The sequence below is a fragment of the Brachybacterium saurashtrense genome, assembly GCF_003355475.1.
In the GTDB taxonomy this organism is placed as follows: domain Bacteria; phylum Actinomycetota; class Actinomycetes; order Actinomycetales; family Dermabacteraceae; genus Brachybacterium; species Brachybacterium saurashtrense.
The window spans coordinates 660,548-686,732 of record NZ_CP031356.1 but is presented as its reverse complement, the minus strand read 5'-3'; the positions used below and the strand labels follow the sequence as shown (position 1 = coordinate 686,732).

The following is a 26,185-nucleotide window of genomic DNA, read 5'->3' as shown; positions in this document are numbered from 1 at the left end:
CCGCTGGAGACAGGGTGCCAGATCGCCGGTGCCCTACCATGACCTCCATCATGTCCGATGTGATCGCCGGCCGTATCGCCCTGCTCGATCCCCTCGCCCGGGGCGCCTCGGGCTCGCTGTGGCGCGCGATCGACCTGCGCTACGGGGCGGTGTGCGCGGCGAAGGTGATGCGCCAGCGGGACGGCGCGGAGGTGCTGCGCTTCGTGCGCGAGCAGACCGTGGGCTCCGCGCAGGGGCTCGGGCAGCACCCCCACCTGCTGCCTCCCTACACCTGGGCCGCCGAGGACGACACCATCGTGCTGGTGATGCCGCTGGTGCACGGAGGAACCCTGGCGAGCGCGCTGGCGGAGCACGGACCTCTCTCCCCCTCCCTGGTCGCCCAGCTGCTGCGGCAGCTGCTGGATGCGCTCGCGGCGATGCATGCGGCGCACTGGGTGCACCGCGACGTGAAGCCCGCGAACCTGCTGCTGGACGCCACCGGGGCGGCCGCCCCGCACCTGCTGCTGGCGGACTTCGGCATCGCCCTGCACGAGAGCGACGTGCGGCTCACCGAGACGGGCTTCGCCCACGGCACCCCGGGCTACATGGCGCCGGAGGTGCTGGCCGGGGCCGGCACCTCCTCCGCGCAGGACGTCTGGGCCGCGGCGGCCTGCGCGCTCGAGGCGCTCTCCCCCGCTCCGCCGCGGCAGCGGTACGCGCCCCACGAGCTGCTCCCGCGCCTCGAGGAGCTGCTGGCGGGGCACCCCGACCCCGCCGCGCGCCCGCTCGGGGACCTGCTGCGCACGATGCTGGACCCCGAGGAGACGGCCCGCCCCACCGCGGCGCAGGCCCGGGACAGGATCCCGCCGCCTTCCACGCCCGCCGCGACGTGGTCGCGCACCGCCGACGGCCGCCCCGTGGTGCTCGGGGACCGGATCCCCTCCGCCGATGGCCGGCCCGAGGTGCCGCTGGACGGTCCCGGCTCCCTCGCCGGTCTCGCCCCCGGGCTGCACGAGCGGCTCTCGGCGAGCGCGGACGCGGAGGCCCCTACGGCCCCCTCCTCCGCCGCCTCCGCCGGCCCCGCGCCGGCGGGCTCGGCGGGCCTCGCCACGGCGGATTCGGCACCCCCGGCCGCCACGAGCCCGACGGCGCCCGCCCCGCACGGCACCACCGAGCGCTTCGTCCATGCCCCCACCTGGCCGCAGCAGGCGCCGGGCGCGCCGTCGCCGGGCGCACCGTCGCCGGGCGCGCCGTCGGCAGGCGCCTCGCCCGCCCCGTCGTCGGGTCCTGACCCCGCAGGCGCTCCCACCGCTCCCGCACAGCCGCCCTCCGGCCCCCGCCGCGGCGCCTCACTGTGGACCGGCGTGTCGCTGCTGGCGATCTCCGTGCTCAGCCTGGGCGGCGCGGCCGGGCTGCTCTGGGCCGCCCTGGGGTGAGGACGGCGCGTCGCCGCCGGGCGCGAGGGCGAGGCGGTATGGTCGCCCCATACGCCTACCCCTTCACGGGCAGTGCAGCCCCGGCCCGGTGGCCGGTCGGTACGGGGCGTCCGTGGAGGCCGATCCGGCCGGGATCACCACCATGTCTTCCACCCCGCGCTGGTCGCCCGGCGACCAGGTGACCTGGACCTACTACACTCCACAGCACCCCACCCGCACCGTCCGCCCCGGCACCGTCGTGCTCGACGACGAACGCGGCGTGGTGGTCTGGATCGCGCCCGGCACCGAGGTGCTGCTGCCAGTGCTCCACTCCGGGGCGGCGCTGCGCCGCGCCGGCGACGAGGGCATGTTCACCGCCCCCCGCGTGCAGTCCAAGCAGCTGTGGACGGGCAACGGCATCCTCATGATCGGTCTGCCCGGGCGGCCCTACTCGATCTGGCTGTTCTACAAGGACGACGGCTCGCTGGGCTGCTACTACGTGAACCTCGAGACCCCGCTGGAGCGCACCGAGGAGGGTGTGCGCACCCGCGACCTGGTGCTCGACCTGGTGGTGCTGCCGCGCAAGGACTGGCACTACAAGGACGAGGACGAGCTCGAGGGCGCCGAGCGCACCGGGTACTTCACGCCCGAGGAGGTGGCGGAGATCCGCGCCGCGGGTCGCGAGGCGGAGCAGCACATCGCCGAGTGGAGCTACCCGTTCTCCGCCGGCTACGAGTACTTCTTCCCCGATCCGTCGTGGCCGCTGCCCCGGCTGCCCGAGCACTACCGCTGGGATCTGGACCTCACCCGGCGCTGACAGCACGGAGCACCGGGCCGCGCCGCCCCGGCACGTCCCTGCCTCCGCACCCCGACCTCCCCGTCCCGGCCCGTCCACGGAGCGGACGGTGGCAAGATGGGGGCCATGGCATCCGAGAACCTCACTCGCGACGAAGCACGTAGCCGTGCCTCGTTCCTCAGCACCGACACCTACGACATCCGCCTGGACCTCACCACGGGCGAGCGGACGTTCCGCACCGAGACCACGCTCCGCTTCTCCTCCACCGCCGCGCAGGAGACCTTCCTCGACCTGATCGCCGAGGAGGTGGCGGAGATCGAGCTCAACGGCGAGCTGCTGGAGGATCCCGCCTCCCGCTTCGACGGCGCCCGGGTGCACCTGCCCGCGCTGGTCGAGGGCGAGAACGTGGTGCGGGTGCTCGCCACCGGCCGGTACATGAACACCGGCGAGGGCCTGCACCGCTTCGTGGACCCGGTGGACGACGAGGTGTACCTGTACACGCAGTTCGAGGTCTCCGACGCCCGGCGCATGTTCGCCTGCTTCGAGCAGCCCGATCTGAAGGCGACCTTCGCGCTGACGGTCACCGCCCCCGCCCACTGGCGGGTGATCTCCAACGCCCCCACCCCGGCCCCGCAGGACGCCCGGCACGAGGCCGGCGCCGACGTCGCCACCTGGGCCTTCGAGCCCACCGAGCGGATCTCCACCTACCTCGTCGCGCTCATCGCCGGCAACTACCAGGGCGGCACCGGCTCGGTCACCGCCCGCGACGGGCGCGAGATCCCGATGGGCGTGTTCGCCCGCGCCTCCCTCGCCGAGCACGTCGACGCCCAGAACGTCATCGACGTGACGAAGGCCGGCATCGACTTCTACGAGGAGGCCTTCGACCAGGACTTCCCGTTCCGCAAGTACGACCAGGTGTTCGTGCCGGAGTACAACATGGGCGCAATGGAGAACCCCGGCGCCGTCACCTACGTCGAGGCCTACGTGTTCCGCTCCGACGTCTCGGACGCGATCCGCGAGCGGCGCGACCTCACGATCCTCCACGAGCTCGCCCACATGTGGTTCGGCGACCTGGTGACCATGCGCTGGTGGGACGACCTGTGGCTGAACGAGTCGTTCGCCGAGTACGCCTCCACCCTGGCCAGCGCCGAGGCCACCCGCTGGAGCGACTCCTGGACCACCTTCGCGCTCTCGGAGAAGGGCTGGGCCTACCAGCAGGACCAGCTGCCCTCCACCCACCCCGTGGTCGCGGACATGGTGGACCTCGAGGCGGTGGAGACGAACTTCGACGGCATCACCTACGCCAAGGGCGCCTCGGTGCTGCGCCAGCTGGTCGCCTACGTGGGGCGGGAGGAGTTCTTCTCGGGGGTGCGCGCCTACTTCGCCAAGCACGCCTGGGGCAACACCGAGCTCACCGATCTGCTCGCGGAGCTCGAGGCCACCAGCGGCCGCGACCTGACCCGCTGGGCCCAGCTGTGGCTGCAGCGCGCCGGGGTGACTACCCTGCGCCCGGTGATCGAGCGCGACGCCGACGGCACCGTGACCCGCTTCGCGATCGCCCAGAGCGCTCCCGAGGAGCATCCCACCCTGCGCCCGCACCGTCTCCAGGTGGGCGGGTTCCGTCTCCAGGACGGCGCGCTGGAGCGCACCGAGTCCGTGGAGCTGGACGTGGACGGCGAGCTCACCGAGGTGCCCGCCCTGGTGGGCACCCGCGCCGATCTCTGGCTGCTCAACGACGGCGACCTCGCCTACACCAAGGTGCGGCTGGACGAGCAGTCCCTCGCCGTGGCGATGGAGCACCTGCGCGACCTCGACGACGCCCTGGCCCGCACCCTGCTGTGGTCCGCCGCCTGGGACATGGTGCGCGACGGCGAGCTGCCCAGCCGCCGCTACCAGCAGCTGGTGCTCGCGAACCTCACCGGGGAGGACTCCTCCTCCGTGGTGCGCACCCTGCTGCAGCAGCTCGAGACCGTCGCCGGGCCCTACGCCGCACCCGATCAGCGCGCGCTGCGCACCGAGCAGGCCGCGACCGCCGTGTGGGAGCTCGCGCTCGCCGCCGCGGACGGCTCCGACGCGCAGCTGCAGTTCGTGGAGACCTTCGCCCGGCTGGCCCGCTCCGAGGAGCACCGCCACACCCTCGAGGGCCTGCTGGGCGGCAGCATCACCCTGCCCGGCCGCACCATCGACACCGACCTGCGCTGGAAGCTGGTGATCGCCCTGGCGGTGCTGGGCGGGATCGACGCCGCCGGCATCGACGAGCAGCTCGCCGCCGACGACACCCAGTCCGGCCGCAAGCACGCCCTCACCGCGCGGGCCGCCCTGCCCACCGAGGTCGCCAAGGCGAAGGCGTGGCGGCGCACCGTCGAGAAGGACACGCTGGCCAACGAGTCGATCACGGCCGTGATCCAGGGCTTCCGTCGAGTCACCGACGAGACGCTGCTGACCCCGTACCGTCAGCGCTACTTCGAGGCGATCTCGCGGGTGTGGCAGGAGCGCTCGCACGAGATCGCCACCCGCATCGTCGGCGGCTACTTCCCCCACTCCTACGGCGGGCAGGGCGTGCTCGATGCCGCCGACGCCTGGCTGGCGGACGCCGAGGAGGCGCCGTTCGGCCTGCGCCGCATCATCGTCGAGGGCCGCGACACCGTGGCCCGGCAGGAGCGGGTGCGCGCCGCGGATCTCCCCTGAGTCCCGAAGCGTGATCGACCTCGCCCAGGACCGCTCCAGACAGCGGCCCTGGGCGCCGTTATCGTCGAAGTCATGTTGGACCATTCCCAGGACCCCGGAACGCTTCTGACCGCACCGACCGCCGACGACGCCCTGACGCTGATGGACCAGCTGGTGAGCTGGCTCCTCTCGAGCGGCGTGAAGATCGTGATCATCCTGTTCGCCGCCGCTCTGCTGAGCTTCCTGGCGGGCTGGTTCCTGCGCCGCTTCTTCCGCACCATGGTGCAGTCGGGCACCAAGATCTCGAGCGTCACCGGCACCGTGATCCGCCGCGACCCGAAATCGCAGAAGGCCGCCCAGGCCCGTCGCGAGCAGCGGGCGAGCACGCTGTCGAACGTGGCCCGCAACATCGCGCACGTGATGATCTGGGCGATCGCCTCGATGATGATCCTCTCCGAGATCGGCGTGAACATCGCCCCGGTGATCGCGAGCCTCGGCGTGGTGGGCCTGGCCGCCGGCATCGGCGCGCAGACCATCATCAAGGACGTCGTCGCCGGCGTCGTGATGCTGTTCGAGGACATCGTCGCCGTGGGCGACTGGGTGGACCTGGAGTACGCCGAGGGCACCGTCGAGTCGATCAACCTGCGCGCCACCCAGGTGCGCGGCATCGACGGCGTGCTGTGGACGGTGCGCAACGGCGAGATCGTCCGCGTGGGCAACTACGCGCGCGGCTACTCCACCGCCGTGGTGGTCCTGGACATCTCCGCGGAGGCGGACGACGACCTGGTCACGCAGGTGGCCGAGAAGGTCGCCACCGAGATCGCGGAGGACCCCGCCTGGAAGGACACCGCCCTCGCCCCCGGCGAGATCAGCGGCATCCTCTCCGTGGACGGCAACCGCTACCAGCGCCGCGTGACCCTGCAGACCGCCCCCGGCCAGCAGTGGGAGATCGAGCGCGAGCTGCGCGCCCGGATCCGCGCCGGCTTCGCCGCGGCGGACATCCCCTTCGCGATGCCCCGTTTCGTCGAGACGGTGCAGAGCTGACCGAGCGCCGCTGATCCTGCGCCGCTGATCCCGCCCCACCGACCCCGCTGGCCGTCGAGGAGTTCCCATGACCACGCCCGATCCCCGCACCCCGCCGCCGGAGGCGCGCCCCGCCCCGCAGATCACCTTCTACGAGGCGATCGGCGGACTCAACGCCTTCGTGCGCCTGGTGGACCGCTTCTACGAGGGCGTCGCGGAGGATCCGCTGCTGCGGCCGATGTACCCGGAGGAGGATCTCGCCGGGGCCCGCCACCGCCTGGCCACCTTCCTCGCCCAGTACTGGGGCGGGCCCAAGACGTACGGCGAGGAGCGCGGGCACCCGCGGCTGCGGATGCGCCATGCGGTGTTCCCCGTCTCGCCGGCCGCGCGGGACGCCTGGCTGCAGCACATGCGCGTGGCGGTGGAGTCGCTGGAGCTCGCCCCGCTGCACGAGCAGACGCTGTGGGACTACCTCGAGCGGGCCGCGCACTCGCTGGTGAACACGATCGACGGCGGCGAGGCGCCCGCCGCCGGGCAGCAGGTCCCGGACCGTCTGCAGTGAGCTGGCCGGGCTCCTCCGCCGGGGAGGATCCCGCCCGTCCGCCCCTCAGTCGCGGAAGCGCAGCGGCTCGCCCGTGACGTGGGCGAGCCGTTCGCGCACGTCGGCCCCGAGGCGCACCGGCGTGCCGTCGGCCGCGTCCACCATCACCACCACGGTGCGCGCCCGCGCGTAGGGCGCGGTGCCGTCGGGATCGTCGCGGGTGAGCACCAGGTAGTCCACGCTGAGGCTCGCCCCGCCGATCCGCGACAACCACAGCCGCACCACCACGCCGTCGCGGCGGTGCCCCAGGGAGCGGGCGTACTCGATCCGCTGCGAGGCGATGACGGTGCTGAGCGCGGAGCCGGCGCCGCTCACCGGCAGCGGCGCCGCCGGGGCCGGGGCGCCCAGGGCCAGCTGCTCGGCCGGCGGCTGCCAGAAGGCGGCCACACGGGCCTCCTCGAGCAGGCGCACCATCGCGGCGTTGTTCACGTGCCCGTAGGCGTCCAGATCCGTCCAGCGCACGGCGACGGGGACGTCGACGGGGACGGGCGTGCGCTCGGGAGCGGCATCGAGGTGCTCATCATCAGCGGGGAACGTCATGAGACTCATGGTAGAGCGGATGACCAGTACGATCGTGCGCATGACGCTCCCGCACCCCGACCCCTCGGAGATCGCCGCCGGTCTCGTGGACCTGCTCGACCTGCGCGAGACCGCCCCCTTCGGGGAGTTCTCCACCCCCGCCACCGTCGCCGCCTACCAGGGGGACTCCTCCCCGCATCCCGGCGGGCACGTGTTCGGCGGCCAGGTGATGGGCCAGGCGGTCACCGCCGTGGGGCGCACGGTCTCCGCGGAGCGCCGCATCCATTCGATGTACTCCTACTTCCTCGCCCCCGGCGATCCCCGGCACCCGATCCGCTTCCAGGTGGACGCGCTGCGCGACGGCGGCTCGTTCTCGGTGCGGCGGGTGCTGGCCACCCAGCCGGGCCGGGAGGCCGACGAGGAGGAGCGCACGATCCTCGCGATGACCGCCTCGTTCCAGGAGACGCAGGACGGGCTTGAGCACCAGGAGCGCGCACCCGAGGCCCCCGATCCCGAGGGGCTGCCCACCACCGCGGAGGTGCTCGCCGGGATCGACCACCCGGTGGCGCACTACTGGTCCACGCAGCGGCCGATCGACATCCGTCACGTCACCGACCCGATCTACCTGCGACCGGATCCCGCCTCGGACACCGCCGAGACCCAGATGGTGTGGATGCGCACCCTCGCCCCGGTGGACGCGGATCCGCTGCTGCACGACGCGATCCTGGCCTTCGCCAGCGACTACACCCCGTTCGAGCCGATCCTGCGCCGGCAGGGGCTGAGCTGGATGACGCCCGGCCTGAAGATGGCGACGATCAACCACGCGATCTGGTGGCACCGCCATGCCGACGCGAACGAGTGGCTGCTGTACGTGCAGCGCTCCCCCTCGGCCTCGGGCGGGCGCGGCCTCACCCACGGCCAGGTGTTCGACCGGGCCGGGAACCTGGTCGCGACCGTCACCCAGGAGGGGATGATCCGGGCGCCGCAGCCGCGCTGAGGGATCACCCCAGCGCGGCGTTCGCCTCCTCCTGGGCGCGGGGCAGGGCCTCGGCGGCGTCGGCCTCGCCGAGGAACACCTCCTCGATGATCGGCATCGCGGTGCCGGTCGCGATCGCGGAGCGGTCCCCGCACTCGGGCCGCGCGATGGTGGTGGGCACCTCCATCCCGGTGGTGTCCACGCCGAGCTCGGCCCAGCCGTCCTCCCAGGCGCCGCGCAGGTCGCGGTGCGCGGGGATCCCCAGGCGGTTCTCCGCCAGCGGCCGCTGGCCGTCGGCCCCGCCCAGCCAGCGCAGCAGCTCCACCACGGCCGCCTCGCGGTCCTCGTCGTCCGGGTCCACGCCCACCGCTGCCACCGCGTGCACCAGCGGGCACGTCCCCTCGGGGCCGGCGATCACCGGGTGGATCGCCCACTCGAAGTCGCCGCCGATCTCCTCGGCGAGGGTGTGGAGGTCGTAGGTGCCCGTCTGCAGCAGGGCGAGCTTGCCCTGCAGGAACAGCGACAGGCACAGGTCCGGGTCCTCCACGGTGTCCCGCCCCGACGGGGCGAGGTGGGAGGCGGCGAGGTCCGCGAGGTACTGCACGGCCGCGATCCCCTCCTCGGAGGCGAAGGCGATCCGGCCCTCCTCGTCCTGCCAGGTGCCGCCCTGGGCGGCGATGAACGGCCCCAGCACGGCGGTGCGGTCGCTCTGGGCGCTGACGCCGTGGATCGCGCGGGTGTCCGGGTCGAAGCCGTCGTCCCCGGGGTGGCGGCCCTCGCCGTCCACGGTGACCTTCCGCGCCAGCTCCCGCAGCGGGTCGCTGTCGGCACCGGTCTCGAAGGTGAGCGCCGAGGCGTCCCCCTCCACCGCGGCGACCAGGCCCTCGTGGGCCACCAGGATGCTCTGCTCCCACACCTGCGGCACGCCCCACAGACCGTCCTCGATCCGGTACAGCTCCGTGGGGGCGTCCTCCCACCGCCCGACGTCCCGACCCAGCGCGTCCCCGACCTCCAGCAGCACCCCGCCGGCGTGCGCCTGGGCGAGGTTCGCGGTGTTCATCCACAGCACGTCGGGTAGGTCGCCGGAGGCGACGTCGAGCGGCAGCTGGGTCCAGTAGTCGTCCCAGCCCAGCACCTCGAGCTCCACCTCCACGCCGGTCTGCGCGGTGAACTCGGCCAGCGAGGTCTCGTAGGCCGAGGCCGCCGCCTCGCTCCACACCCGCATCCGCAGCGCGTCCCCGTCGTCAAGCTCGACGGAGCGGCGCCGGGAGCAGCCGGCGAGCGCCCCCGCCCCGGCCATGCCCATCGCAGCGGTGGAGAGCAGGAGCTGGCGACGGGTGGGCACGGAGCGGAGCCTTTCGAGCGGTGGTGCGGTGTCGCTCAGGCGGTGGTGACCAGCCCGAGCTCGGCGCGGGAGGCGAGCACCGGGTGCTGCGGGGTGACCCGCACGGTGCAGCCCACCCGTCCGGGAGCGGTCAGCGCGAAGCGGGCGACCCAGCGGCCGTCCTCCTCGCGCTGCAGCGGGATCAGCTGAGGCTCGATGATCTCATCCCCGGGCCCGATCTCGCCCAGCACCGCCTCGACGAGCACGTCCGTGTCGCGCAGCGCCCCGAGCTCCACGTCGGCCCGCAGGGTGATCTCGGCGCCGGTGCGCACCGCGCCGCCGTCGGCGCCCTCCAGCTCCGCGCCCCGCACGGCCACCGCGTGCCACTCGCGCTGGATCGTCTCCTTCCAGGCGGTGAACTCGCCGGCCAGCGCCGGATCCGCGGTGAACGCGGAGGCGGCGCGCGCGGCGGGGAGGTAGAGGTCGGTGACGTAGTCGCGCACCATCCGGGCCGCGGTTATCCGCGGCGCGATCTTCACCAGCGAGGAGCGCACCTTCGTCATCCAGCCGCGCTGCATGCCGCGCGCGTCCCGCTCGTAGAACAGCGGCACGATCGACTGCTCGAGGATCTCGTAGAGCGCCTCCGCCTCGATCCGGTCGCGCTGACCCTGGTCCTCCACCTCGGCGGTGGGGATGGTCCAGCCGGCCTCGTCGTCGCGCATCTCGTCCCACCAGCCGTCGGAGACGGAGAAGGTGAGGGAGCCGTTGAGCACCGCCTTCATGCCGGAGGTGCCCGAGGCCTCCTCGGGACGGATCGGGTTGTTCAGCCACACGTCCGAGCCGGCGATCAGCACCGAGGCCATGCGGATGTCGTAGTCGGGCAGGAAGGCGATGCGGTGGCGCACCCCGTGGTCGTCCGCGAACTGCACCAGCTGCTGGAGGAACTCCTTGCCGGGACGGTCCGCCGGATGGGACTTGCCAGCCACCACGATCTGCACCGGACGCTCCTCGTCCAGCAGGATCCGACGCAGACGCTCGGGATCGGAGAGCATCAGCGTGAGGCGCTTGTAGGTGGAGACGCGGCGGGCGAAGCCGATGGTCAGCGCCCGCGGATCGAGGATGTGATCGGTCCAGGCCAGCTCGGCCTCGTCGGCGCCGCGCCGCAGCCAGGACTCCTTCACGTGCCGGCGCGCCATCGTGACCAGGTCCGCACGCAGCGCGTCCCGGGTCTCGGTGAGCTCGTGGTCGGTGAGGGTGGACAGGGCGCTCCAGTCCTGCAGCGAGGAGATGTCCACGTCGCCCAGGGCCTTCTTGTACAGGTCGTCCATGTGCGCGGAGGTCCAGGTGCGGCGGTGCACGCCGTTGGTGACCGAGCCGATCGGCACCTCGGGCACGTCGAAGCCCGGGTAGAGGTCCTGGAACATGCCGCGGGAGACCGCGCCGTGCAGGCGCGCCACGCCGTTGGCGCGCTGGGCGATGCGGAAGCCGAGCTGGGCCATGTTGAACACGTCCCCGCCCTCCTCGATGCCGAGTGCGAGCGCCGCCTCCACGGGCAGGGAGGGGATGAGGCGGGAGATCCCGGACTCGTCGGCGTCGAGGTGGCCGCGCAGCTGGGAGGCGTCGAAGCGGTCGATGCCGGCGGGCACCGGGGTGTGGGTGGTGAACACGGTCCCCGCGCGCACCTGGGCGACCGACTCCGCGAAGCCGGCGCCGCCCTGCATCAGGCGCCCCACGCGCTCGAGGCCGGAGAACCCGGCGTGGCCCTCGTTGAGGTGGAACACGGTGGGGGCGGGGGCGCCGGTGAGCGCGCTGAACGCCTCCACCGCGCGGACCCCGCCGATGCCCAGCACGATCTCCTGCACGATGCGGTGCTCGTGATCGCCGCCGTAGAGACGGTCGGTGATCGCCCGGCCGGCCTCGTCGTTGACCTCCAGGTTGGTGTCCAGCAGCAGCAGCGGGACCCGGCCCACCGTCGCCACCCACACCGCGATCGTCACCTCGCGGCCGCCGGGCAGGGTCACCGACACCGTGAGCTGCTCGCCGTCCGCCTCCCGCACCGGCTCCACCGGCAGCTGCGAGGGATCGTTGAGGCGATACTCCTCCTGCTGCCAGCCGCTGCGGTCCAGGGACTGGGAGAAGTAGCCCCACTGGTAGAGCAGGCCCACCGCCACCAGCGGCACGCCCAGATCCGAGGCGGACTTCAGATGGTCGCCGGCGAGGATACCGAGGCCCCCGGAGTAGATCGGCAGGGTGGGCGTGATGCCGAACTCCATGGAGAAGTAGGCGATGGTGGAGCCCTCGCCGTGCCCCTGGGCACCGGGGACGGTGCGCTGGAACCAGCGGCCGGAGCCCACGTAGGTGCCGAGGTCCCCCATCTCCGAGCGCATCCGGGCGAGGAAGGCCTCGTCGTGCGCGGCCTCGGCGAGGCGGCCCGCGGGGACCTGCGAGAGCATCGCGAGGGGGTTCTCCCCGCTCTCGACGAAGGCGTGCGGGTCCAGGGAGCGGAACAGGTCCGCGGCCTGCCGGCGCCAGGTCCAGCGGAGGTTCAGGGCGAGGTCGCGCAGCGGCGCGAGGGCCTCGGGGAGCTCGGAGGAGACCGTGAGGAGCGAGAGCGGCTTCATGGGGCCACGATACCCGACGGCGGACCCGGTTCTTGCGCCCTTCTTGCGCCGTGGAACCCGCCGTCGACCTGCCGTCCACAGGGTGTTCACCTGCGGCGACATTTATCTGGCCCTCACCGACTCCCCCAGGGCGCACCTCATGGAGGGGCGTCTTGCAAGAACTTTCTCACCGCGGGCGCGGCGCGGCCGGCTCCGGTCCTCGCCCGTCGACCCGCGGAGCGCTCCCCGGCCTGCGACAATGGCTCCGCACCGTGGGGGACCGGCGGTGCCCCGGCACCGTGGGGGCGGCGCCGCAGGGCGAGCGAGCACCGCAGGGAGGAGCCCGATGGGCAGCGAGGCAGGGACCGGGGAGATGCCGGCGATCCCGGAGGACACCATCGATCTCGGGCTGCGGGTGGATCCCCTCCGCACCCTGCTGCGCCGCACAGCGGGCGGCGACCAGCGCGCCGCCGCCGCCCTGGTGGACGTGCTCGGCGCCCGGGTCCACGGCCTCGCCGTGCACATGACGGGCTCCGCCGCCCGGGCGGAGAAGCTCACCGTGAGCGTGCTGCGCTCCTGCCTGCGCGACGCCGCCGAGCTCGCCGCCAGCGGTCTGCCCGGCGAGGCGGCGGTGCTGGACCGCGCCCGCCGCGCGGCCGTGGCCACGCACCCCCGCGGGGACGTGCGCTCGCTGGCCGGCCCCGGCCCCGCGGAGGACCGCACCAGCGACCGCCGCGAGGCGGAGGTGCTGCGGGTGCTGCTGGAGCTGCCGCCGGCCGGGCGCGCCCTGGTGGAGTCCGCCGCGCAGGGCCGCTTCGCCGCGACCGGCCAGGCGCGCCGCCGGGCCGCGGTGGCGCTGGCCGACGTGCTCGAGGCGCTGGTGCCCCTGGGCGGCCCCCGCGACCCCGAGACGCGGGGCCTCGGCGCCCTGGACGCCCTGGCTCTCGCCGATGTCGAGGAGCGTCGTCGTCTGCGGGAGCTCACGGGATCTCCCGAGACCGCCGGCATCCACCGCCATGCGATCGAGGCGGCGGCGCGGCTGGCGCTGCTCACCGCCGTGCCGCCCTCGCGCGACCTGCGGCCCGCCGTGCTCGAGGGGTTCGTCGCGCGGCCGGCGCCCTCTCCCGCGGAACCCGCCTACGGCGGCACCTATGCCACCCCGGTGCTGGGCACCGACTCCCAGCGTCGTCGGGTGGGACCGCCCGCTCATGCGGGGATGCTGCACCCGGGCGGCGCGGGAGGGGCGGCGGCGACGCCGGACGCCCCGGGCGCGGCGCCGCAGAGCATGGGGCTGCAGGGCGCGGGGCTGCAGGGCGCGGGACAGGAGAGCGCAGAGCAGCAGGGCGCGCCCGTCTTCGCCTTCCGCGCGGCCGACGAGAAGCAGCGCTCCCGCCGTTCCCGCCGTGCGCGGCGCCGGGAGGCGCGCCGCCCCGGCCCGGCGCGCGCGTCGTGGGTCTCCCGCTCCGCGGCCGTGCTGGGCCTGCTCGCCGTGGCGGTGCTCTCGGTGCTGCTGCTCGACGCCCACCGCGACCTGGACGAGGCGCGCGAGTTCTCCGCCGGCTGGGTCCAGGGGACGATGGCGCCCGATGCCCGTCTCGTGCACGGGATCAGCGACAACGGCACCTGGCAGGCGGTGCTGAGCGAGGAGGGCGTGGCGCTGCGCGCCGAGGGTGTCGCCGGGCACGAGGGCGAGGTGCTGGAGCTGTGGAGCGACGAGGACGGCACGCCCCGCAGCCTCGGCGTGCTCGAGCTCTCCGCGGAGGGCACCGTGGAGTTCCTCTCCCCCGAGCAGGCGAGCTCCCTGTTCGTCACCCGCGAGATGGCGCCGGGCAGCGGCTCCGGCGCCCCGTCGTCCCGGATGGTCGCGACCCTCGAGCCGGCGGATCAGGAGCCCGCGAGCTCCTGAGCCGCCCCGCTCCCCCTGCGGTCCTCCGCCCCGGGACGACGACGGACCCCCTGACCGCCGAGGCGGGCAGGGGGTCCGTCGGGTGGGCCGCTGCGCTCAGTCGCGGGTGAGGCGACGGTAGGTGACGCGGTGCGGGCGCGCCGCCTCCTCGCCCAGGCGGGCCACCTTGTTGGCCTGGTACGACTCGAAGTTGCCCTCGAACCAGTACCAGTTCGCCGGGTTCTCCTCGGTGCCCTCGTAGGCCAGGATGTGGGTGGCCACGCGATCCAGGAACCAGCGGTCGTGGGAGACCACCACGGCGCAGCCGGGGAACTCCAGCAGCGCGTTCTCGAGCGAGCCGAGGGTCTGCACGTCGAGGTCGTTGGTGGGCTCGTCCAGCAGCAGCACGTTGCCGCCCTGCTTGAGGGTGAGCGCGAGGTTCAGGCGGTTGCGCTCGCCGCCGGAGAGCACCCCGGCCTTCTTCTGCTGATCCGGTCCCTTAAAGCCGAACTGGGAGACGTAGGCGCGCGAGGGGATCTCCACCTTGCCCACCTGGATGAAGTCGAGCCCGTCGGAGACGACCTCCCACAGGTTCTTGTTCGGGTCGATGTTCTCGCGGTTCTGGTCCACGTAGCTGATCTGGACGCTCTGGCCCACCTCGAGGTCGCCGCCGTCCAGCGGCTCGAGGCCCACGATGGTCTTGAACAGGGTGGTCTTGCCCACGCCGTTCGGGCCGATCACGCCCACGATCCCGTTCGGGGGCAGGGAGAAGGAGAGGCCGTCGATGAGCATCCGCTCGCCGAAGCCCTTCGTCAGGTCTTTCGCCTCGATCACCTTGCTGCCCAGGCGGGGGCCGGGCGGGATCGTGATCTCCTCGAAGTCGAGCTTGCGGGTCTTCTCCGCCTCCGCGGCCATCTCCTCGTAGCGGGCCAGTCGCGACTTGGACTTCGCCTGGCGGCCCTTGGCGTTGGAGCGCACCCACTCCAGCTCCTCCTTGAGGCGCTTGGCGAGCTTCTGGTCCTTCTTGCCCTGGACCTGCAGGCGCTCCTCCTTCTTCTCCAGGTAGGTGGAGTAGTTGCCCTCGTAGGGGTAGAGGTGGCCGCGGTCGACCTCGGCGATCCACTGGGCGACGTGGTCGAGGAAGTAGCGGTCGTGAGTGACGGCGATGACCGCGCCCTCGTACTGCTGGAGGTGCTGCTCGAGCCAGAGCACGCTCTCGGCGTCGAGGTGGTTGGTGGGCTCGTCCAGCAGCAGCAGGTCCGGCTTCTCCAGCAGGAGCTTGCACAGCGCCACGCGGCGCTTCTCGCCGCCGGAGAGGTGGGTGACCGGCTCGTCGCCGGGCGGGCAACGCAGCGCGTCCATGGCCTGCTCCAGCTGGGAGTCGAGGTCCCAGCCGTTGGCGGCGTCGATGTCGGACTGGAGCGTGCCCATCTCCGCCATCAGCGCGTCGAAGTCCGCATCGGGCTCGGCCATCTCCTCGCCGATCGCGTTGAAGCGCTGGACCTTGCGGTACAGGTCGCCCATGCCCTCCTGGACGTTCTCGAGCACCGTCTTGGACTCGTCCAGGGGCGGCTCCTGCAGCAGGATGCCCACGCTGTAGCCGGGGCTGAGGCGGGCCTCGCCGTTGGAGGGCTGGTCCAGCCCGGCCATGATCTTCAGGATCGTCGACTTGCCGGCGCCGTTGGGGCCCACCATGCCGATCTTCGCGCCCGGGTAGAAGCTCATGGTGACGTCATCGAGGATGACCTTGTCTCCCACGGCCTTGCGCGCCTTGTACATCGTGTAGATGAACTCTGCCACTGTGTGTCCTTGTCGAAGGGTGGTCGGTGTGCGGACGTCTCACCGGCGCGCCGCGTCGCGGTGCCGCTCGGGAGTCGTCACGATGCCCGACTCTACCCCGCCCCGGCGGTGTGCCCCGAGGCGCGATCAGTCCAGCGTGATGCCGCGCTCGGCGAGGACCCGCCGGGCGATCGCCGCGCCGTGCTCGGTCCCCTCGGGGTGCGCATCCCCGTTGCGCGGCCAGTGGTGGGCATCGATCCCGAGCGCGCGGGCGGCGGCCACGTTGTCCTCGCGATCGTCGAAGAAGAGCACCGAGGACGGCACGGACACTCCCCCGGTCTCGTGGGCGAGCACGTCCAGCAGGATGTCGTAGATCTCCCGCTCCGGCTTGACCGTGCGCTCCTCCCCCGAGATCACCGCGAGGGTGAACGCCTCGAACCAGTCGGCGCGGCGCACGTCCTCGCCGAAGGCCACGGAGGCGTTGGAGAGCAGCGCGAGCCGCACCCGGTGGCGGGCCAGGTCGTGGAGCAGCGCGCGGGAGTCGGGGTCCAGGCGCAGGAAGTAGCGGTTGTCGGCCCGCTGCAGCTCCGCCACCTCCTCCTCGGTGAGGTGCTCGACGCCCACGGAGGCGGCGACCGCGCCCCAGTACGCGGCGGCGTCGATCTCCCCGCCGTCGTAGGCGGGGCGCTCGCGCCACAGCGCCTCGCGCAGGGTCTCGACGTCGCCGCCCAGCAGCTCGTGGACGTCCGGGACCGGGTCGTGCCCGGCGCTCAGCACACCGCCGAAGTCGAACACCACGGTGGGCCTCCGCGGGGTGCGGCGTCGGTTCTTCGAGCTCACGATGTCACGTCCTCACAGGTGGTCAGGCCTTCGGTGTCGCCGGTCTCGGCGATGGTCTCGGTGGCGGCGAGCGCCTCGTCGAAGGTGGAGACGGCCACCACGTCGAGCTCCTCGGGCACGTGACCGACCACCTCCTCGCAGTTCTGGGAGGGGGCGAGGAAGAACTCCGCGTCGGAGTCCTCCGCGCCCGCCATCTTCTGGCGGATCCCGCCGATCGGCCCCACGGTGCCGTCCTCGGCGAGGGTGCCGGTGCCGGCGATCCGGTGACCGCCCGTGAGCGCCCCGGGGGTGAGCTGGTCGTACACCGACAGCGAGAACATCATGCCGGCGCTGGGCCCGCCGATGTCCCCCACGGCGATCTCCACGTCGAGCGGGAAGGAGAAGCCGCGCGCGAGCACCACGCCCATCATCGAGCGGCCGTCCACCTCCCGGGTGGGGACCTCGAGGTCGAGCTCCTCGCCGTCGCGCAGCACGGTCATCGGGATGTCCTCGCCGTCCGGGACCGCGCGGATCAGCTGCTGGTAGCCCTCGACGTCCTGCGCGCTCTCGCCGTCGACGGCGAGGAGCACGTCCCCGCCCTCGAGCGTGCCCTCGGCCGCGCCGCCCTCCTCGACCCCCGCGATCATCACCACGTCCTCGTGCGCGATGCCGAGCTCGCCCAGCGCGACGGCCACGGCGCCCTGCTGCGAGGTGCTCATCGCGGCGACGTTGGTGAGAGCGGTCTCCTCGCGGGTCTGCCCCTCGGGGAAGACCGCCTCCCGCGGCAGCACCTGCCTGGTGGGGGAGAACCAGGCCGTGACCACCTCGACGGGGGTGACCCGGTACCCGGGGCCGCCGTCCACCGAGACGGTGGTCATCATCAGCGCGCCCTCGGTCTCGTAGGTGTCCGCGCCCTCGATCACCAGGATCTGCTCGTCCTGGTACTCGCCGAGCACGTCGATCGCGGGGCCGGGCCGCTCGATCACGTAGGGCACCGGCAGCAGCGAGCCCACCAGGATCATCACGCAGAGCACGGCCAGGGACACGAGCGCCGTGACCGGCCGGGCGAGCTGGGCGTCGTCGACGGTGCGGGCGAGCAGCGCCCGCACCCGACGCGGGCGCGGGGAGGGGGCGGGGCGATCGATCACCCGGACATTGTGCCCCACCCGGAGCAGGTGCCCAGGTGCGGTCGGTACGCTGGACGCCCCACGGACAGCTGGAGGTGGCCATGAGCGATGCCCCGATCCCGGGCGGACCCGGTGACATGGACGAGGAGGCGCTAAAGCGCTTCCTGAAGGAGACCTTCGGGGACGCGCTCCCCGAGGGGGCGCTGGACGGCCTGGACCTCTCGGCCCTGGCCCAGCAGGCGAACCTGCCGCAGGACCCCGCTCAGCTGCGGGCGGCCGCCGCCCAGATGCAGCACATGTTCGCGGCGCAGGGCGACAGCCCTGTGAACTGGCAGATGGCCGAGGACATCGCCCGCCGCACCGCCGCCGGCCAGACGGGCATCCCCGGCGCGCCGGATCCGGCCGGCACCCCCGGGGACCCCTCCCCCACGGAGTCCGACGTGGCCTCGCTGCGCCAGGCCGCCCAGGTGGCGCGGCTGTGGCTGGACCCGGTGCTGTCCTTCGACGTGCCCTCCACGGAGCTGGCCGTGTACAGCCGCGGCACCTGGCTGCTGCGCACGCTGCCGCACTGGAAGCCGATCGTGGAGCCGGTCGCGAAGTACATGGCCGGAGCGATCGGCGAGGCGATCGCCGCCCAGATGGGCCAGATGGGCGCCCTCGGCGGCGAGATGCCGGTCCCCGGCGGGGACCCGGCCGCGATGATGGAGCGCCTGGGCGGGACCATGTTCGGGGTGCAGTTCGGGCACGCCATCGGCTCCCTCGCCCGCGAGGCCGCGGGCACCACCGATCTGGGGCTGCCGCTGGGCCGGGACGGGGAGCCCGCGCTGGTGCACTCGAACGTCGAGGACCTCATCGCCGCGCACTCCCTGGACCCGGGCGCGGCGCGGATCTTCCTGGCCGCGCGCGAGATCGCGCACATCGCCCTGTTCGATGCCGCCCCGTGGCTGGGCAAGGCGCTGTTCTCCGCGATCGAGGACTACTCGCGCGGCATCACCCTGGATCTCGACGCGCTCGACGAGATGGTCCGCGACCTCGACCTCTCCGATCCGCAGGCGCTGCAGGCGCGACGCCCGGAGGAGATGTTCGTGTTCACCCGCCGCGCCTCGCAGGAGCGCGCGCTGGAGGAGCTCGCCACCACGCTGGCCCTGATCGAGGCGTGGGTGGACCACGTGACCACCACCGCGCTGCAGGGCAAGCTGCCCGATCTCGAGGCGATGCGGGAGGTGCTGCGTCGGCGCCGCGCCGCCGGCGGACCGGCCGAGCAGATGCTCTCCAGCACCGTGGGCATCGAGCTGCGACCGCGCCGGGTGCGCGAGGCCCTCGCCTGGTGGGAGAGCGTGCTGGACACCGAGGGCGAGGCGGGGCGCGAGGCGAAGTGGGACCACCCGGACCTCCTGCCCACCGCGGAGGTCCTCTCCGGCCGGCCGCAGGCCCCGCAGCCGACGGCCGACCAGGGCTCGGCCGAGGAGCTCGCGGACGTCTCCCTGCCCGAGGACTTCGATGCGGAGCTGGCCAAGCTCCTCGCCGGCGACGGGCAGGACAGCGCCCCGCGCGAGGACGAGCAGGGCGGTCTGCGGGGCGGCGCCGCAGGGGGCGGCGAGTCCGGCGGCGAGCCCGATGACCCCGACCGTCGCGGTGAGCCCGGGACGGGCCGTGACGGCGAGGACGATCAGGAGCCCGGCAGCGGCGATGTCCGCTGACCGCACCTCCCCCGTCGCCGTCTCCTCCGGCACCGTCCCCACCGACGGCACCTCGCCGGTGGGCGGCCCGCCCGCCCCGGAGCCCGCCCTGGCCGAGCTGGTGCGCGCCGACGGGGCCGTCTCCGGCCCGGCGCGCGCCGCGGAGTTCCGTGCGTTCCTGGAGGCCGACGGGGGCGTGATGCACCGCGACGGCGGGCCCCGCCACCTCACCGCCAGCGCGATCGTGGTGGACCGCGGCGGGGACCACGTGGCGCTGGTGTGGCACCGCAAGGGACGCTTCTGGGTGCAGCCCGGCGGGCACGTGGACAGCGACGAGACGAGCTTCGAGCAGGCGGCGCGTCGCGAGGTCGCCGAGGAGATCGGGCTCGAGGGCCTCGAGCGGGTCGGGCACGGCCCGGCGATGCTGCACCGGCACGGTCTGGACGCCGCGTTCGGACGGTGCGCCGAGCACTGGGACGTGCAGTTCCTGCTGCGCGCCCAGGCCCCGGCCGCCGAGCTGCCGCTGAGGGTGAGCGAGGAATCGGGCAAGGTGCGCTGGTTCCCCTGGCCGCTGCGCGGCGCCGGGCCGGCCCGGGACACGGACGCGCTGCCTCCGGGCACCGTCCCCGATCTCCCGGCCACGCTCGATCTCCTCGCGCCCTACCTCGCGCGCCGGAGCGGCTGACCCGGCGTCGCGCCGTCGCGCCCGTCGGCGCCGGACGGCAGATCGCCCTCGAGCCCGTCGGCGTCGCCCTGCAGATCGTCCTCGAGGCCGCCTGCACCCTCCGGCAGGTTCTTCGCCCAGCTGACGCCGTCCAGGAATCCCCGCGCCTTCTCGGCGAGGGGGTAGTTCGCCATCAGGGCCTGGAAGTCCGGGCCGTGATCGGGCACCAGCAGGTGCACGAGCTCATGCATCATCACCGCCCGCACCACGTAGTCCGGCATCCCCCGCAGCTGGTGGGAGAGGCGGATGGTGCCGTCCGACGGCGTGCACGAGCCCCAGCGCTGGTTCTGCCGGGTGGACCAGGTCACGGAGGTGGGGTGCGCCCGGCCCCCGAGGTGCTTCTCACTCACCTCGCGCGCCATGCGCCGCAGCGACGCATCGCTGCGCGAGGTCGGTGAGCGCCGCGCCTCCTTGCTGACCAGCTGGTCGACCATCTTCGCCACCCACTCCCGCTCCTCGCGCGCCGAGAACGCGGCGGGGATCGCGATCACCAGGTCCCCGTCACGGCGGGAGATGGAGACGGTGCGGCGACGGCGGGCGCTGCGGCGCACCAGCACCCGTTCGCCCCGGGGGCCGGTGGCGTGCTCGTGGACGGTCAGATCGTTCATGGATCACAGCCTCGCACGGCGATCGACAGAAAAATCTTCGTCCACAGCTGTGCATCACGATGCGACCCTTCCCACGCCTCTGACCGGCACCGACATCACCCCCTCCACAACGGGTGCACGGCCGTCGACAACCTGTCCACAGCCTGAGGGCACTTGTCCACAATCCACCCCCGACGACTCTTTGACCCGCGTGGCCGCAGGCGCTAGGTTTCCCTCCACGTGGGATCCCGGGATAACTAGCAGGACGCACACGGGGAAGGTGCGCGTGGTGCTGAGCGCCCCCGGGATTCCACGGCCCTACGAGGCCTCATGGCGCCTGCGGGGCCTGCGATGTCGGCTCGTCGCGCGCACTTCCTCGGCTCCCTCGGAGCCCCCTGATTCCCGAAGCGCGCGACGGGCCGCCCCGATCGGGCCACATCGCCCCTCCCTGATTCGTGCGCCGCACTCGCGCCCCGGTACAGTGACTCGGTCCCGTCCAGGCGGCGCGCGCCGCACGGCCGGGAATGCACATCACCGACGAGAATCGAGGAGCGGATATGGCCGACGAGACCTATGCCGGAGAGTTCTACTGCGTCAAGTGCCGCGAGAAGCGGGAGGCCGAGGGCAACGTGGTCGTCTCCAACGGTCGCCGCATGGCCAAGGCCGTGTGCCCCGAGTGCGGCACCAAGCTGAACCGGATCCTCGGCAAGGCCTGAGGCACCGCTCGGGCGCGGCGCCGCCGCTGCCGCACGGCTCCCGGCCGGCACCCGCACCCCCGAGATCCCGAAGGCCCCGGACCGCATGGTCCGGGGCCTTCGTCGATCCTGCGGGGCCGCAGGCATCATGCGACCTGCTGCGCGGGGTTCTTCCGGGGTCGGCCGCGGCCGCGCTTGACGGCGATGATGCGGCCGGCGTCGAAGATCGCACCGCCCCAGACGCCCCAGGGCTCGGCCCGGTCCAGGGCGCCCTGGCGGCACTCCTCGATGAGCGGGCAGGCGGCGCAGAGGGTCTTGGCCTGCTCGAGGTCCGCAGGACGCTCGGAGAAGAAGAGGTCGGCGGCGTCCGCGTCATGGCACGGGAGCATGTCGGCGGTGGCGTCCGCCGGGTTCAGGAAAGTGGTCAGAAGAGTGGTCATCGTCTCGCTGCTTCGAAATCCGTCGGGAAGGACGTGCCCGGTGGGGGCGGTGGCGCGGCGGCGGTGCCGCACCGGCAGCGAGGGAAGGCCTCGTCAGCTCAGGCTGGGCACCGCGGGGGCATAGCCCCGTTCACGCGGCAGAAGGGAGGGCGCGCCGAGGGGGCGCAGGCCGTCTCCTGCGAGATTCCAGATATCGATCACTGAGGCCACCCCCTTCCTGATGCGCGCGCTCCGGTGTCCCGGACCACGACGTGGACGATTGACGTGGATGACTCTACACCGGATCCAGATCGTGCAAAAGGATTTTTTGACCTGCGATGACGCGCTCCGGCGTCACCGGTTCCCCTCCGCCAGCAGCACCAGCAGCTCCTCGCCGAAGTCCGCCGCCTTCACCCGCCCGATCCCGGGCACCTCGAGCAGCTCCTGCACGGTGCGGGGGCGGCGCTCGGCGACCGCGTCCAGCGCCGCATCGGTGAGGATCGCGTAGGGCGGGGCGCCGCGGCGGCTCGCCTGCTCGCGCCGCCAGGTGCGCAGCGCCGCGAGGGTGCTCTCCCCCGCCGCCGAGGGGCAGCCCTCGTGGCGGCCCAGGCGCTGCTCCCGCGGGGAGATCAGACCCTGGCCGCAGGAGCGGCACTCCGCGTACACGGTGGCGCTGCGCCGTCCCGTGCGGCGCGGGCCGGCGCCGGGCGCCGTGCGCGGGGAGTCCGGGTGGTCGAGCACGCCGTCGAGGAAGCGGGAGGCCTTCCTGGACCCTCGTGCCCCGGGGGTGCGGGCGGCGGCCCAGCTCACGGTGAGCAGATCCCGTGCCCGGGTGAGGGCCACGTAGAACAGCCGCCGCTCCTCCTCGACCTCGGCGGCGCTCTTGGCCATCGAGATCGGCAGCAGGCCGTCGCTGGCGCCGATCACGAACACCACCGGCCACTCCAGGCCCTTCGCGGCGTGCACCGAGGCGAGGGTGACCCCGTCCACGACGGGCGCGGCCTGCGACTCCGCCCGCTCCTCGAGCTCCCGCACGAGGTCCTCCATGGTGGCGCCGGGGCGGGCGGTGATGGTGTCGGTGAGCCCCACCAGGGCGTTGAGCGAGTCCCAGCGGTCGCGCACGGCGCCGGTGGTCTCCGGCGCGGTGGGCGACCATCCCTGCTGGGAGAGGATGTCCCGCACGGCCCGGGCCGGATCCAGCTGCTCCACGCGGGTCGCGGCGCGCAGCGAGACCATCGCGCGGCGCACCTCCTGCCGCTCGAAGAACCGGTCGCCGCCGCGCACCAGGTAGCCGATGCCGCGGTGGGTGAGCGCCTGCTCGAGCGCCTCGGACTGGCTGTTGGTGCGGAACAGGATCGCGACCTCGGAGGCGGAGCGGCCCTCGGCCACCAGCGCGTCTATCCGGTCGGCGATGCCGTCGGCCTCCGCCGTGTCGTCCGGGAAGGACTCCACCAGCGGCGGCGGCCCCGGTTCGCGCTGGGCGACCAGGGTGAGGCGGGCCTCGCGGGTGCGGCCCTGCGCGCCGTCGAGCACCGTGTTGGCCATGCGCACGATCTGCGGGGTGGAGCGGTAGTTGCGCTCGAGCCGGATGGTGCGGGCGCGGCCGAACTCCTTGCGGAAGTCCAGCAGATACGAGGCGCGGGCGCCGGCGAAGGTGTAGATGGTCTGGGCGGCGTCGCCCACCACGCACAGATCGTCGGAGGGCCCCAGCCACAGCCGCAGCAGGGCGTGCTGCAGGGCGGAGACGTCCTGGTACTCGTCCACCACGAAGTGCTTGTACTGGCCGCGCACCTCGCGGGCCACGTCGGCGCGCTCGGTGAGGAAGCCGACCATGTGCAGCAGCACGTCCTCGAAGTCGATCACGCCGCGCTCCTTCTTCACCTCCTCGTACTGGGTGAGGATGCGGGAGATGGAACGGGCGTCGAAGCCGGCGACCCCCGGCCGACGGGCCCGCTGCGCGGCGTCCGGGTACGACTCGGGGGTGAGCATCGAGACCCGCGACCACTCCACCTCCGCGACGATGTCGCGCAGCGCCGCGCGGTCCACGCTGAGGTGGAGGCGCTGGCAGGCCTCGCCGATGCCGGCGAACTTGTTCGTGAGCAGCTCGGGCATCGCCCCTCCCACCACCCGCGGCCAGAAGTGGCGCAGCTGCCGCAGGGCGGCGGAGTGGAAGGTGCGGGCCTGCACGGCGGGCACACCGAGATCCCGCAGCCGCGAGCGCATCTCCGCGGCGGCCTTGGCGGTGAACGTCACGGCGAGCACGTGGCGGGGGTTCAGCTGCCCGGTCGCGACGCCGTAGGCGATGCGGTGGGTGATCGCGCGGGTCTTGCCGGTGCCGGCGCCCGCGAGCACGCACAGCGGGGTGCCGAAGCTGCCGGCGACCTCGCGCTGCTCCGGGTCGAGCGCGGCCAGCAGCGTCTCCGCGTCCGGCGGGGCGGCGTCTGGGGCGGGGGCGGCGTGATCGGTCATCGCCGTTCATCCTGCCAGGACGGTGCGACGCCCGGCGGGGCGCTGTGGACGGCGGGTGCCGCACGCCACCGTCCCGGCCGGTGCGGGCACGCCGGGGCGACGGGCGCGCCGCGCGGGAGGGCCGACGGGGGCCTCGGGCGCGCGGGGCGCGCCGGCCTCACCGCTGGGCGGGGCGCCCGTACCAGTCGTCGATCAGCGCCCGCCCCATCGAGGCGGGGCCGGGCAGGGCGATCTCCTCGGCCTCGAGCGCCGCGGCGAGCTCCTCCCGGCTGAACCAGCGGGCCTCGGCGATCTCCTCGTCCTGCAGGGTGAGCTCGGCCGCGCCCGGCGCCCAGGCGCGGTAGCCGAGCATGAGGGAGCGCGGGAAGGGCCAGGGCTGGCTGCCCATGTACTCGAGCCCGGTCACCTCGATGCCCACCTCCTCGGCGACCTCGCGGGCCACCGCGTTCTCGAGGCTCTCCCCCGGCTCCACGAACCCGGCGAGCACCGAGTGGAAGCCGGCGGGGAAGTGCGCGTTGCGGGCCAGCAGCAGCCGGTCCTGCCCGTCCCGCACCGCCATGATCACCGCGGGGTCGGTGCGGGGGAACTGCTCCGTGCCCTCCTCGCGGCAGCGCAGCACCCAGCCGGCCATCTCCGGCTCCAGGGCGGCGCCGCAGGCCGGGCAGTGCCGCGTGGAGCGGTGCCAGAACCCCATCGCCACGGCCGCCGCGGCGAGGTCCGCATCGTGCTCGGCGAGCTGGTGGGCCACGCGCCGCAGCTCGCGCAGGTCGCGGCCCGGATCGTCGAGCTCGGGGCTCGGCTCGGGGATCTCCACGGCGAGGATCCGTGCACCGTCGCGCCGTCCCAGCAGCACCAGCGGCTGCTGGCTGCCGCCGCGCGGGTCCTCCGTCTCGAGCGCGGCGCGGAGGGTGCCGTCGGCCTCCTCGCGCAGCGAGACCGCCCCGGCCCGGGTGACGAGATAGCGGGCGTCCTCGCCGGGCGCGACGGCCGACGGGTCGCTGCGCAGCAGCGCGTCACGGTCGGAGGAGAGCAGGGTGAGAGGGGTGCGGAGGTGCGGTCCACGAAGCGTCGCCATGCTCCGAGCCTACGCGGAGCGGGCGGCCGCGACCGGTACGGTGGAGCCGTGCATCGCAACTCCTACTCCCTGGCTGCCCTCGCCGCGGCGGCGGTCCCCGGCATGGTCCCGGCCAGGACCATGCCGATCGCCACCCCGGCGGAGGATCTCGACGTCGCCGGCATCCTCGGCGAGGACGGTCGACGGGTCATGGTCCTCTCCCCCGCCTCCACCGCCGCCGGGGTGCGGCTGGAGCGCGACCTCAAGGTGGCCGACGCCCTCACCGGCACCTCGCTGCGCGGCGTGATCCCGCCCGTGCTCGGATTCGTGAAGCTCACCGAGGGCGGTCGCTGCGCGGTGACCGAGGCGCCCGTGGGCCGCCCGCTGATGCTCGAGGACCTCTCCGGCAGCGAGGCCCTGGCCCGGTCGCTGGGACAGGTGCTCGCCCGGATCCACACGGTGCCGCGCTATGCGGCGGAGGCCGCGGGGGTGGAGTCCTTCACCTCGCAGGTGCTGCACGCCGAGCACCGGGCGCGGGTCGCCGCGCTCACCGAGGCGGGCCACCTGCCGGCAGCCGTCGCCCAGCGCTGGCAGGCGCTGCTCGAGGACGAGGAGCTGTGGGACTTCACCCCGCAGTTCGTGCACGGCGACCTCTCCGAGGAGAGCCTGTTCCTCTCCGGCGACCAGGTCAGCGCCGTGCGCGACTGGTCCTCCTCGAAGGTCGCCGATGCGGCCTCGGACCTCGCCTGGCTGATCTCCTCGCTGGATCCGGACCGCTTCGACGCGCTCTGCGCGGCGTATCGCGAGGAGCTGCCCACCTCCGCGCATCCGCGCCTGATGGAGCGTGCGCAGGCGCTGGGCGAGTTCGCGGTGGCCGAGTGGCTGGCCCACGGCCTCGAGGTGGAGGATCCGGAGATCGTCGCCGACGCCCGCGGCATGATCGCGGACCTCGACGCGGACCTCGCCCAGCTGGCCCGGGACGAGGCCGAGCGCACCTACGAGGAGATGAGCGCCCGCGAGGACGACCGCGCCTGAGCCGTCGGCGTCG

At 73.5% G+C, this 26,185-nt stretch carries 21 protein-coding genes; 11 read left to right on the top strand and 10 right to left on the bottom strand.

The annotated features are described in order from the left end of the window. The first annotated feature begins 50 nt into the window (after window positions 1–50). The 5 genes from DWV08_RS03085 (at window position 51) to DWV08_RS03065 (ending at window position 6,442) form a co-directional block, all read left to right on the top strand. Window positions 51–1,415 (top strand): serine/threonine-protein kinase, encoded by a 1,365-nt coding sequence (locus DWV08_RS03085; protein WP_162801485.1) that lies wholly within the window; start codon window positions 51–53, stop codon window positions 1,413–1,415. 142 nt (window positions 1,416–1,557) lie between these two features. Next, window positions 1,558–2,211 carry a ribonuclease FAU-1 family protein gene (locus DWV08_RS03080; protein ID WP_162801484.1) on the top strand — a complete coding sequence of 218 codons (654 nt, stop codon included), beginning with the start codon at window positions 1,558–1,560 and terminating at the stop codon, window positions 2,209–2,211. A 105-nt stretch (window positions 2,212–2,316) separates the two neighbouring features. Beyond that, window positions 2,317–4,878, top strand: coding sequence for an aminopeptidase N (gene pepN / locus DWV08_RS03075; RefSeq protein WP_115412460.1), 2,562 nt, complete (start codon window positions 2,317–2,319; stop codon window positions 4,876–4,878). Between the two features lie 72 nt (window positions 4,879–4,950). Continuing rightward, window positions 4,951–5,901 carry a mechanosensitive ion channel family protein gene (locus DWV08_RS03070; protein WP_115412459.1) on the top strand — a complete coding sequence of 317 codons (951 nt, stop codon included), beginning with the start codon at window positions 4,951–4,953 and terminating at the stop codon, window positions 5,899–5,901. A gap of 67 nt (window positions 5,902–5,968) precedes the next feature. Further along, entirely contained in the window at window positions 5,969–6,442 is a 474-nt protein-coding gene (locus DWV08_RS03065) for a globin (protein WP_115412458.1), read from the top strand. A gap of 45 nt (window positions 6,443–6,487) precedes the next feature. On the opposite strand, the gene DWV08_RS03060 is transcribed toward DWV08_RS03065, so the two are convergent. Further along, window positions 6,488–7,021: an acyl-CoA thioesterase gene (locus DWV08_RS03060; protein ID WP_115412457.1), complete on the bottom strand. Its 534-nt coding sequence runs from the start codon at window positions 7,019–7,021 to the stop codon at window positions 6,488–6,490. A gap of 40 nt (window positions 7,022–7,061) precedes the next feature. On the opposite strand from DWV08_RS03060, the gene DWV08_RS03055 reads away from it, so the two are divergent. Continuing rightward, window positions 7,062–7,997 (top strand): acyl-CoA thioesterase, encoded by a 936-nt coding sequence (locus DWV08_RS03055; RefSeq protein WP_115412456.1) that lies wholly within the window; start codon window positions 7,062–7,064, stop codon window positions 7,995–7,997. Window positions 7,998–8,001: 4 nt separating this feature from the next. Here the strand turns inward: DWV08_RS03055 and DWV08_RS03050 are convergent, their stop codons facing one another. Together DWV08_RS03050 and glgP are read right to left on the bottom strand one after the other, a co-directional pair. Then, complete coding sequence (locus DWV08_RS03050) at window positions 8,002–9,321, bottom strand: extracellular solute-binding protein (protein WP_241237304.1); 1,320 nt, start codon at window positions 9,319–9,321, stop codon at window positions 8,002–8,004. Window positions 9,322–9,356: 35 nt separating this feature from the next. Beyond that, window positions 9,357–11,921 (bottom strand): alpha-glucan family phosphorylase, encoded by a 2,565-nt coding sequence (glgP, locus tag DWV08_RS03045; RefSeq protein ID WP_115412455.1) that lies wholly within the window; start codon window positions 11,919–11,921, stop codon window positions 9,357–9,359. Between the two features lie 325 nt (window positions 11,922–12,246). Between glgP and DWV08_RS03040 the strand changes: the two genes are divergently transcribed. Beyond that, window positions 12,247–13,806: a sigma-70 family RNA polymerase sigma factor gene (locus DWV08_RS03040; RefSeq protein WP_115412454.1), complete on the top strand. Its 1,560-nt coding sequence runs from the start codon at window positions 12,247–12,249 to the stop codon at window positions 13,804–13,806. A 96-nt stretch (window positions 13,807–13,902) separates the two neighbouring features. On the opposite strand, the gene ettA is transcribed toward DWV08_RS03040, so the two are convergent. The 3 genes from ettA to DWV08_RS03025 all read right to left on the bottom strand — a co-directional run bounded on the left by ettA (window position 13,903) and on the right by DWV08_RS03025 (window position 17,531). Further along, on the bottom strand, window positions 13,903–15,585 hold the full coding sequence (ettA, locus tag DWV08_RS03035) for an energy-dependent translational throttle protein EttA (protein WP_115412453.1): 1,683 nt from the start codon (window positions 15,583–15,585) through the stop codon (window positions 13,903–13,905). A 126-nt stretch (window positions 15,586–15,711) separates the two neighbouring features. Continuing rightward, on the bottom strand, window positions 15,712–16,404 hold the full coding sequence (locus DWV08_RS03030) for an HAD family hydrolase (protein WP_115412452.1): 693 nt from the start codon (window positions 16,402–16,404) through the stop codon (window positions 15,712–15,714). Beyond that, a complete protein-coding gene (locus tag DWV08_RS03025; protein ID WP_241237303.1) occupies window positions 16,401–17,531 on the bottom strand; it encodes a YlbL family protein in 1,131 nt (376 codons plus the stop codon). Before DWV08_RS03025 ends, DWV08_RS03030 begins: the two co-directional genes overlap by 4 nt. Before the next feature lie 80 nt (window positions 17,532–17,611). On the opposite strand from DWV08_RS03025, the gene DWV08_RS03020 reads away from it, so the two are divergent. Continuing rightward, window positions 17,612–19,210, top strand: coding sequence for a zinc-dependent metalloprotease (locus tag DWV08_RS03020; RefSeq protein ID WP_115412450.1), 1,599 nt, complete (start codon window positions 17,612–17,614; stop codon window positions 19,208–19,210). Next, window positions 19,200–19,874 carry an NUDIX hydrolase gene (locus DWV08_RS03015; protein WP_115412449.1) on the top strand — a complete coding sequence of 225 codons (675 nt, stop codon included), beginning with the start codon at window positions 19,200–19,202 and terminating at the stop codon, window positions 19,872–19,874. The genes DWV08_RS03020 and DWV08_RS03015 overlap by 11 nt, the downstream gene beginning before the upstream one ends. Here DWV08_RS03015 and DWV08_RS03010 read toward each other — a convergent pair. Further along, window positions 19,850–20,521 carry a M48 family metallopeptidase gene (locus DWV08_RS03010; protein ID WP_115412448.1) on the bottom strand — a complete coding sequence of 224 codons (672 nt, stop codon included), beginning with the start codon at window positions 20,519–20,521 and terminating at the stop codon, window positions 19,850–19,852. The two genes, DWV08_RS03015 and DWV08_RS03010, sit on opposite strands and share 25 nt — an antisense overlap. A gap of 536 nt (window positions 20,522–21,057) precedes the next feature. On the opposite strand from DWV08_RS03010, the gene DWV08_RS16880 reads away from it, so the two are divergent. Beyond that, on the top strand, window positions 21,058–21,216 hold the full coding sequence (locus tag DWV08_RS16880; RefSeq protein WP_010551122.1) for a DUF5679 domain-containing protein: 159 nt from the start codon (window positions 21,058–21,060) through the stop codon (window positions 21,214–21,216). A 125-nt stretch (window positions 21,217–21,341) separates the two neighbouring features. Here DWV08_RS16880 and DWV08_RS03000 read toward each other — a convergent pair whose 3' ends face one another. The 3 genes from DWV08_RS03000 to nudC all read right to left on the bottom strand — a co-directional run bounded on the left by DWV08_RS03000 (window position 21,342) and on the right by nudC (window position 25,158). Beyond that, on the bottom strand, window positions 21,342–21,635 hold the full coding sequence (locus DWV08_RS03000; RefSeq protein WP_115412447.1) for a WhiB family transcriptional regulator: 294 nt from the start codon (window positions 21,633–21,635) through the stop codon (window positions 21,342–21,344). Between the two features lie 333 nt (window positions 21,636–21,968). Continuing rightward, entirely contained in the window at window positions 21,969–24,083 is a 2,115-nt protein-coding gene (locus tag DWV08_RS02995; protein WP_115412446.1) for an ATP-dependent DNA helicase UvrD2, read from the bottom strand. 157 nt (window positions 24,084–24,240) lie between these two features. Then, window positions 24,241–25,158: an NAD(+) diphosphatase gene (gene nudC / locus DWV08_RS02990; protein WP_115412445.1), complete on the bottom strand. Its 918-nt coding sequence runs from the start codon at window positions 25,156–25,158 to the stop codon at window positions 24,241–24,243. Between the two features lie 48 nt (window positions 25,159–25,206). Between nudC and DWV08_RS02985 the strand changes: the two genes are divergently transcribed. Then, the gene (locus tag DWV08_RS02985) at window positions 25,207–26,172 is read left to right on the top strand and encodes a phosphotransferase (RefSeq protein WP_115412444.1); all 966 of its coding nucleotides are present in this window, start codon (window positions 25,207–25,209) and stop codon (window positions 26,170–26,172) included. Window positions 26,173–26,185 lie beyond the last annotated feature (13 nt).

What these genes read in the sequence shown, in the direction of transcription:
- DWV08_RS03060 (WP_115412457.1), bottom strand. Translation starts at nt 7,021, where the DNA reads ATGACGTTCCCCGCTGATGATGAGCACCTCGATGCCGCTCCCGAGCGC.
- DWV08_RS03070 (WP_115412459.1), top strand. Translation starts at nt 4,951, where the DNA reads ATGTTGGACCATTCCCAGGACCCCGGAACGCTTCTGACCGCACCGACC.
- DWV08_RS03080 (WP_162801484.1), top strand. Translation starts at nt 1,558, where the DNA reads ATGTCTTCCACCCCGCGCTGGTCGCCCGGCGACCAGGTGACCTGGACC.
- DWV08_RS03000 (WP_115412447.1), bottom strand. Translation starts at nt 21,635, where the DNA reads ATGACCACTCTTCTGACCACTTTCCTGAACCCGGCGGACGCCACCGCC.
- DWV08_RS03055 (WP_115412456.1), top strand. Translation starts at nt 7,062, where the DNA reads ATGACGCTCCCGCACCCCGACCCCTCGGAGATCGCCGCCGGTCTCGTG.
- DWV08_RS03065 (WP_115412458.1), top strand. Translation starts at nt 5,969, where the DNA reads ATGACCACGCCCGATCCCCGCACCCCGCCGCCGGAGGCGCGCCCCGCC.
- DWV08_RS03010 (WP_115412448.1), bottom strand. Translation starts at nt 20,521, where the DNA reads ATGAACGATCTGACCGTCCACGAGCACGCCACCGGCCCCCGGGGCGAA.
- DWV08_RS03015 (WP_115412449.1), top strand. Translation starts at nt 19,200, where the DNA reads ATGTCCGCTGACCGCACCTCCCCCGTCGCCGTCTCCTCCGGCACCGTC.
- DWV08_RS16880 (WP_010551122.1), top strand. Translation starts at nt 21,058, where the DNA reads ATGGCCGACGAGACCTATGCCGGAGAGTTCTACTGCGTCAAGTGCCGC.
- DWV08_RS03085 (WP_162801485.1), top strand. Translation starts at nt 51, where the DNA reads ATGTCCGATGTGATCGCCGGCCGTATCGCCCTGCTCGATCCCCTCGCC.
- DWV08_RS03040 (WP_115412454.1), top strand. Translation starts at nt 12,247, where the DNA reads ATGGGCAGCGAGGCAGGGACCGGGGAGATGCCGGCGATCCCGGAGGAC.
- nudC (WP_115412445.1), bottom strand. Translation starts at nt 25,158, where the DNA reads ATGGCGACGCTTCGTGGACCGCACCTCCGCACCCCTCTCACCCTGCTC.
- glgP (WP_115412455.1), bottom strand. Translation starts at nt 11,921, where the DNA reads ATGAAGCCGCTCTCGCTCCTCACGGTCTCCTCCGAGCTCCCCGAGGCC.
- DWV08_RS02995 (WP_115412446.1), bottom strand. Translation starts at nt 24,083, where the DNA reads ATGACCGATCACGCCGCCCCCGCCCCAGACGCCGCCCCGCCGGACGCG.
- DWV08_RS03020 (WP_115412450.1), top strand. Translation starts at nt 17,612, where the DNA reads ATGAGCGATGCCCCGATCCCGGGCGGACCCGGTGACATGGACGAGGAG.
- pepN (WP_115412460.1), top strand. Translation starts at nt 2,317, where the DNA reads ATGGCATCCGAGAACCTCACTCGCGACGAAGCACGTAGCCGTGCCTCG.